Below are 8,277 nucleotides of genomic sequence, written 5' to 3'. Positions count from 1 at the left end.
GCAAACATAAATGTGCCTATCCATGATAATTCAGCAATGGACGGTTATGCAATTTGTTATAAACAATCATGTGATACTTATCAACAAATAGGAACCGTGCTTGCTGGTGAGTATTTTGAACCGCAATTGAATCCTGGTGAATGCGTTAGGATCATGACAGGCGCGCCTATCCCTAAAGGTTGCGACGTGGTGATTATGCAAGAAAACACCACTAAAATGGATGATAAAGTTACAATAAACCAAACAATTCAAGTTGGCGATAATATTCGCTGTGCCGGTGAAGACATAGCAAAAGGTGACACTGTATTGACCGCAGGTCATAAATTAACACCCGTTGACTTAGGTTTACTTGCATCCCTTGGTATTAATGAGGTCTGTGTTTATAAGCGCCTTAAAGTAGCTGTATTTTCAACCGGTGATGAGTTAACGCTTCCAGGTGAGCCTTTAAAAACAGGCGCAATTTACGAAAGCAATCGCCCTGTGCTTATTTCATTGCTTCAAAAATGCGCGTTCGAGGTGATTGATTTAGGAATAATAAATGATACGCCTGCAGCCATTAAAGACGCTTTTTTAACGGCTGATGCAAAGGCTGATGTAGTGATAAGCTCAGGTGGCGTATCTGTTGGTGATGCTGATTATACCAAAGATGTGTTGAGTGAAATTGGCGATATTGGATTTTGGAAAATCGCGATGAAACCCGGTAAACCCTTTGCCTTTGGTAAACTTGCAAACAGCTATTTTTTTGGTTTGCCAGGAAATCCTGTATCAGCAATTGTTACCTTTATGAAGCTGGTAAGCCCTGCTCTTGAAAGCTTGTCTGGCAAATCAAGTCTTGGGGAGTTAAATTCTGAAAAAGCTAATAAGCTTACAGCTGTGACAACCACAGCCATCAAAAAGCGCCCAGGTCGTACCGACTTTCAAAGAGCCATTGCAAGTATTAACAGCGAAGGTCATTACACAGTAAGTGCCCTACCATATCAAGGCTCAGGTATATTAACATCGATGAGTAAAGCAAACTGTTTTATCGTCCTTAGTGCAGATTCAGGCCCTGTACCAGAAGGAAGCCAAGTAGAAATTGAAATGTTTTAAAAGATTATCGGCGACCAAACTTTTATGTTTTTAGTCGCTGACAACCTTCCAACTTTAGATACTAGTACTTAGAAGTGTTAGTACTCAATTATTGCTGCACTCTAACTCTAACAAAACCTTCCATTAAAATACGCGCACTGCGACTCATACTTGCTTTAGTTACTTGCCAGTTGCCGTCAATTTTCTGTGCTTGTGCGCCGACTTTTAAGGTGCCTGATGGGTGACCAAAGTTGATTTCTGTAAGGTTACCGCCACCAGCAGCTATATTTACAAGTGTGCCGTTAATTGCTGCAGCAGTGCCTATTGCAACAGCGGCGGTGCCCATCATGGCATGATGTAATTTACCCATCGACATAGCACGAACCAATAAATCAATTTCAGTTGCCTGAATATCTTTACCACTTGATGCTAAATAAGCTTTAGGCGCAGCAACAAAAGCGAGCTTGGGTGTGTGCTGGCGTTTTTGCGCTTCATCAATGTGGCTGATCAAACCCATTTTAAGTGCACCATGGGCACGAATTAGCTCTAGTCGTTCAAGTGCGGTTACATCACTATTAATTGCATCTTGCAACTCCATGCCGGTATAGTCAATTGCATCCGCATTAACAAAAATGGTCGCAATACCAGCATTTATCATCGTCGCTTTTAATGCGCCAACACCTGGCACATCTAACTCATCAACCACATTACCCGTTGGGAATAACGCGCCATTACCATCAGCAGGGTTAATAAATTCAAGCTTTACCTCCGCGGCTGGAAATGTCACGCCATCAAGCTCAAAGTCGCCCATTTCTTGTACTTGTCCGTCAGTCACCGGTACATGCACTAAAATGCTCTTTTTAATATTAGCTTGCCATACACGTACAATCGCTATGCCGTTTTCAGGTAAGCGGTTTTTATCAACCAACCCATTATTAATGGCGAATGCACCGACTGCTGAGGTTAAGTTACCGCAGTTTCCACTCCAATCAATAAAGGGCTTATCGATAGAGACTTGACCAAATAAATAATCAACGTCGTGATCTGCTTGAGTGCTTTTTGATATTATAACCGTTTTACTCGTACTTGATGTTGCCCCACCCATACCATCGGTTTGTTTTCCGTAAGGATCGGGGCTGCCAATAACTCGCAATAATAAATCATCACGTACAGAGCCTGCCAATTGGGCAGCCTCAGGTAAGTCAGTTAATTTAAAAAATACCCCCTTGCTTGTACCACCGCGCATGTATGTGGCGGGAATTTTTAATTGAGGCATGAATAATGGTGTTTCAGATTTCATTACTAAGCTTCCTCAGACTCTAAAAAGTCTTGTGCAAAACGTTGTAATACACCACCAGCAACATACACTGAAAGCTCTTCTTCGGTGTCAATACGGCACGTCATTGGTACCTCAACTACTTCGCCATTGTTACGAGTAATTATTAGCTTAAGTGTTGCACCAGGTGTTGGATCGCCTTTTACATCAAAGCTTTCGCTGCCGTCGATTTTTAACGTTTGACGCGTTGTGCCTTCTTTAAACTCAAGCGGCAACACACCCATTCCAATTAAATTAGTACGATGAATACGTTCAAACCCTTCAGCGGCTATCACTTCAACACCGGCTAAACGTACACCTTTAGCTGCCCAGTCTCGTGATGAGCCTTGCCCATAATCAGCGCCGGCAACAATAATCAATGACTGTTTGCGCTGCATATAAGTTTCAATTGCTTCCCACATACGAGTCACGGTGCCTTCAGGCTCAATACGTGCATAAGAACCTTGTTTAATCTCACCGTTTTCAATAACCATTTCGTTAAGTAACTTTGGGTTAGCAAACGTGGCGCGCTGTGCTGTTAGATGATCGCCTCGGTGGGTCGCGTACGAGTTAAAGTCTTCTTCCGGTACGTTCATTTTGATTAAATACTCACCCGCAGCACTGCTTGCCATAATCGCGTTTGAAGGCGATAAATGGTCAGTAGTAATGTTATCGCCAAGTACCGCTAATGCACGCATTCCTGTCATGGAACGCTCACTGGCCAATGCACCTTCCCAATAAGGAGGACGACGAATATAGGTACTTTCTGGACGCCAATCGTATAGCGGGTCGTTGTCTTCACCATAGTCAACTGTTAGGTCAAACATCGGTTCGTACACTTTTTTGAAGTGCTCTGGTTTTACACTTTGCTTAATAACTGCGTCTATTTCTTCATCTGATGGCCATAAATCCATTAAGCGAATTTCATTGCCATCACAATCTGTACCTAATACGTCTTTTTCGATATCAAAGCGAATAGTACCCGCAATCGCATACGCAACAACTAAGGGTGGCGAGGCTAAAAACGCCTGCTTAGCATAAGGGTGAATACGCCCATCAAAGTTACGATTTCCCGAAAGTATCGCTGTGGCATATAAGTCACGATCAACCACTTCTTTTTGAATAATAGGGTCAAGCGCACCGCTCATGCCGTTACAAGTGGTACAAGCAAAACCAACAATACCAAAGCCAAGCTTTTCAAGTTCAGGTAATAAGTTGGCTTCTTCAAGGTATGATTGCACTGCTTTAGAGCCCGGCGCTAATGATGTCTTTACCCAGGGTTTGCGGTTTAAACCTTTGGCATTGGCGTTACGTGCAACAAGTCCTGCAGCAATTACATTCCGTGGATTACTGGTATTGGTACAGCTAGTGATTGCAGCAATAATACAAGCGCCGTCTGGCATTAAGCCTTCTTCATTTTCAACTTTGCCTGATATACCTGTTACCGCTAAATCTTTGGTTGCTACACGACGATGTGGGTTCGAAGGACCGGCAATATTTCGGCCTACACTTGATAAATCAAACGTTAGTTCGCGCTCATACTCTGCGGTTTTTAAGCTGCTACTCCAAAGTCCAGTGGTTTTAGCGTAATTTTCAACTAATGCCACCTGCTCATCATCACGCCCTGTTAAGCGCAGGTAATCGAGAGTGTTGTCATCAATATAAAACATTGCTGCAGAAGCACCAAATTCTGGCGTCATATTAGAAATGGTTGCTCTATCACCTAACGTGAGCGCATCAGCGCCTTCACCATAAAATTCAAGGTAACTTGATACCACTTTTTGATTACGTAAAAATTCAGTAATCGCTAATACAATATCGGTGGCAGTAATACCCGGTTGCGGTTTGCCCGTAAGTTCAACCCCGATAATATCCGGTAGACGTAAATAAGAAGCGCGCCCAAGCATAACACTTTCGGCCTCAAGACCACCTACACCCAGGGCAATTACACCAAGCGCATCAACCATTGGTGTATGGCTGTCGGTACCAACTAATGTATCTGGAAAAGCAATGCCATCACGGCTTTGGATAACAGGCGACATTTTTTCAAGGTTAATTTGATGCATAATGCCATTTCCTGGTGGGATCACATCAATATTTTTAAATGCCGTTTTAGTCCAGTTTATAAAGTGAAAGCGGTCGTCGTTACGTCTATCTTCAATGGCGCGGTTTTTCTCGAATGCATCAGGATCAAACCCTGCGTGCTCTACCGCTAATGAGTGATCAACAATTAGCTGCGTTGGCACGACAGGGTTTACTTTTGCAGGGTCGCCACCTTTTTCTGCGATAGCATCACGTAGCCCAGCTAAATCCACAAGTGCGGTTTGACCCAAAATATCATGGCACACAACACGAGCTGGAAACCATGGAAAATCTAAATCTCTTTTACGCTCTATAAGTTGCTTTAGCGAATCAGTGAGCATTGCAGGATCGCATCGACGCACTAAGTTTTCGGCAAGTACACGTGAGGTATAAGGTAATGTGGCATAAGCGCCTGGTTTAATAGCATCAACCGCGGCTTGGGTATCAAAGTAATCGAGATTGCTATTTGGTAAGGGCTTTCTATATTCGAGGTTGTTTATGATGGTCATTATGGAACTCGCTAATTTGGTGACGGATTTAATACCAATTTAATTACAACACAACCTTTCTAACAGACTAAATAGCTATAACTGGTCACTAATTCTATGCAATTGGTATTTATCAAGAAGGCCTTTAAGTTTGCAGGTACTTTTATTAAATAAAGCAATAAAAGGTGAACGTTCTGCTCACCTTATCTACATAACTTATCTTGATTCAATGGGTGTATAACTGCGCGCATCTGGCCCTGTGTATTCGGCACTTGGGCGAATTATACGGTTATTAACACGTTGTTCTTTAACATGCGCCGTCCAGCCAGTTACGCGACTCATTACAAAAATAGGCGTAAATAACTTGGTTGGAATATCCATAAAGTGATAAGCCGATGCATGGAAGAAATCAGCATTACAAAATAACTTTTTCTCACGCCACATTATTTCTTCACAGCGCACTGACACAGGATAAAGAACGTCATCACCCACTTGCTCAGCCAGTTTTTCAGACCACTTTTTAATGATTACATTACGTGGATCAGATTCACGATAAATAGCATGTCCAAAACCCATAATCTTGTCTTTACGCTCAAGCATACCCATAATTTCTTGTTCAGCGTGCTCTACACTATTAAAACCTTGGATCATGTCCATAGCCGCTTCATTAGCACCGCCATGTAATGGACCCCGCAGCGTACCAATTGCACCCGTCACACAAGAATGAATATCAGATAAGGTTGACGCACATACACGCCCCGTGAAGGTCGAGGCATTAAATTCATGCTCTGCGTATAAAATTAGCGATACATTCATTACCTTTGCAAATAACTCTGAAGGTGCTTTGTCATGTAGAAGTGTTAAAAAATGCGCACCGACTGAATCATCGTCAGTCTGTGTTTCAATTCGTACCCCATCATGTGTAAAACGGTACCAGTAACAAATAATACTTGGAAATAATGCGACCAGACGATCAACGGCATCGTTGGCCTCACTAAAATCATTTTCCATTTCAAGATTGCCTAACATAGAACAACCTGTGCGCATGACATCCATCGGATGCGCATCTTTTGGAATGTTTTCAAGTACAGTTTTAAGCGGTGCAGGTAAACCACGTAAGCTTTTTAGTTTAGCTTTGTAGTCAGCCAGCTCTTTACTGGTCGGTAACTCACCACGAGAGAGTAAAAATGACACTTCTTCAAACTGTGCTTTATCAGCAAGTTCACTAATATCATAACCACAGTAAGTTAAACCAGAACCGCTTTGTCCTACTGTACACAGTGCTGTTTGCCCAGCGACTTGACCACGTAAACCTGCTCCGGCTAATGCTTTATCACTCATCATTTTACTCCTATAATTTTTTATTATTTTTTTGCTGTAAATAGATTATCAAGGGTGTTTTCATAGGTATGGTAGTCTAAGAACTCATATAGCTCAGCGCGGGTTTGCATGTTCTCTATTTGGCTTTGCTGTGACCCTTCATTTAAAATTGCAGAGTAAACATTCAGCGCGGCTTTATTCATCGCTCTAAAAGCACTTAATGGGTAAAGCACCATTTCAACACCCACATCACTTAATTGCTCTTTGGTATAAATAGGTGTTTGCCCAAACTCAGTAATATTAGCTAAAATAGGCACATCAATCGCTTTTGAGAATGCTTGATAATCAGCAAGGTCGTGTACAGCCTCAGCAAAAATCGCATCAGCACCGGCTTCAGCACACGCTGCTGCACGGTCAATCGCCGCATTTAAGCCTTCTTTTTGAAATGCGTCAGTACGCGCCATAATATAAAAGTCGCTGTCAGTTTTTGCATCAACGGCTGCTTTAATACGGTCAACCATTTCGTCTTGCGAAACTATCTCTTTATTTGGACGATGCCCACAGCGCTTTTGTGCTACTTGGTCTTCAATATGAAAACCCGCCGCACCGGCTTTTGTCATTTCTTTTACTGTGCGAGCAATGTTAAATGCGCCGCCCCAGCCGGTGTCAGCATCAACTAATAAGGGTAAATCGCTGGCACCCGTAATACGACGAATATCCTCAAGTACATTATCAAGGCTGGTCATACCTAAATCGGGCATACCATAAGAGGCATTAGCTACACCCGCACCTGATAAATAAATAGCTTGATGGCCCATTTTTTCAGCCATCATCGAGGTGTAAGCGTTGATAGTTCCCACCACTTGTAATGGGTGATTGTTGGCTACCGCTTGTCTAAACTTTAAACCTGCTGACATTACTTTCTCCTCTCTTTGAACGGTTAATGCTTGGAGTAAATTTTATTTTTAACTTTATTTATGACACTTTAACTACCTTAAATTACTACGCAGCCTTCTTTTGTAATGCTAATACCAACCGGTATAGATATAAGGTCTATTTAATACGTTAAATCATGCAATACCTACATTGATTGGTATCTCTCAAATTTGGTCTGAATATTAGCTTGTGAGGCGCTAATATGGCGTTTCATTAGCATTTCCGCGAGTTCACCATCATGATTTTCAATGGCATTAATTATTGCTAAATGTTCATCAAATGCTTTTGAAACGCGCGGGCCTACCATCCCCATTTGTACGCGGTACATTCTTATTAGTTGATACAACTCATTGCAAAGCAAGTGAATCAAGTGCGCATTTTTGCTACCTTTAATAATTCGATAGTGAAAATCCAAATCGCCAGCTTCTTGATAATACGACTCGCCCTCTTTCACTCGTTGAGTTTGTAAATGCTGATTAAGCAATTGCTTTAAGCCTTTTACTTCTTCAGGCGCCATATTGTCGGCAGCTAAGCGACAGGCAAGCCCTTCTAACGCACTACGAACTTGATAAACTTCAATTAAACGTTCAGCCGTTAGCGAAACCACTCGACAACCGACATTTGCTTTTCGCTCAACTAGGTTGCAGCTTTCTAAACGATTGAGCGCCTCCCTAAGAGTGGCACGGCTTACTCCATAACGTTTTGCAAGCTCCGCCTCTGAAATTTTGCTGCCTTGCTTAATACTGCCTTCAACTATTTCACCACGCAGATCAACAAAGACTTGATCAGAGGCGGTGGTAATTGAGGTTTCGCTATAGGCATCTTGCATCATTAGGTATACTTACATATTGTCGACAATTTATGAAAGTATAATGCGCGCTTGGTAATAAACTGTCAACCTTATACCGCGTAAAAACACTTTAACGAGCATTATTGTCGACAAAAATTTAAAGAAACATCTGTAAACGTTATGAACATATGCACGTGTCAACATGAATTACCGCAATTAAAATATTAATAACCACACGACTCACCACTTATAAAAATGCTAAAATAAGTTTTTATTTA

6 protein-coding genes are annotated in these 8,277 nt (G+C 42.0%); 1 reads left to right on the top strand and 5 read right to left on the bottom strand.

Going from position 1 to position 8,277, the window contains the following annotated elements; genetic code table 11:
- Positions 1-1,089, top strand: a 1,089-nt coding sequence (moeA, locus tag ACT3RM_RS08160) for a molybdopterin molybdotransferase MoeA (protein ID WP_444511356.1), incomplete at its 5' end; no start/stop codon positions are given.
- A gap of 88 nt (positions 1,090-1,177) precedes the next feature.
- Here moeA and prpF read toward each other — a convergent pair.
- From prpF to ACT3RM_RS08135, 5 genes are all read right to left on the bottom strand, one after another.
- A complete protein-coding gene (gene prpF / locus ACT3RM_RS08155; protein WP_441994789.1) occupies positions 1,178-2,368 on the bottom strand; it encodes a 2-methylaconitate cis-trans isomerase PrpF in 1,191 nt (396 codons plus the stop codon).
- A 2-nt stretch (positions 2,369-2,370) separates the two neighbouring features.
- Positions 2,371-4,974, bottom strand: coding sequence for a Fe/S-dependent 2-methylisocitrate dehydratase AcnD (gene acnD / locus ACT3RM_RS08150; protein WP_441994790.1), 2,604 nt, complete (start codon positions 4,972-4,974; stop codon positions 2,371-2,373).
- A 195-nt stretch (positions 4,975-5,169) separates the two neighbouring features.
- Positions 5,170-6,294 (bottom strand): bifunctional 2-methylcitrate synthase/citrate synthase, encoded by a 1,125-nt coding sequence (prpC, locus tag ACT3RM_RS08145; protein WP_441994819.1) that lies wholly within the window; start codon positions 6,292-6,294, stop codon positions 5,170-5,172.
- A 23-nt stretch (positions 6,295-6,317) separates the two neighbouring features.
- Positions 6,318-7,190: a methylisocitrate lyase gene (gene prpB / locus ACT3RM_RS08140; RefSeq protein ID WP_441994792.1), complete on the bottom strand. Its 873-nt coding sequence runs from the start codon at positions 7,188-7,190 to the stop codon at positions 6,318-6,320.
- 164 nt (positions 7,191-7,354) lie between these two features.
- A complete protein-coding gene (locus ACT3RM_RS08135; protein WP_441994794.1) occupies positions 7,355-8,041 on the bottom strand; it encodes a GntR family transcriptional regulator in 687 nt (228 codons plus the stop codon).
- Positions 8,042-8,277 lie beyond the last annotated feature (236 nt).

The sequence above is a fragment of the Pseudoalteromonas sp. AOP7-A1-14 genome, assembly GCF_052376275.1.
Taxonomy (GTDB): domain Bacteria; phylum Pseudomonadota; class Gammaproteobacteria; order Enterobacterales; family Alteromonadaceae; genus Pseudoalteromonas.
This window is presented reverse-complemented; position numbering and strand designations above follow the sequence as displayed.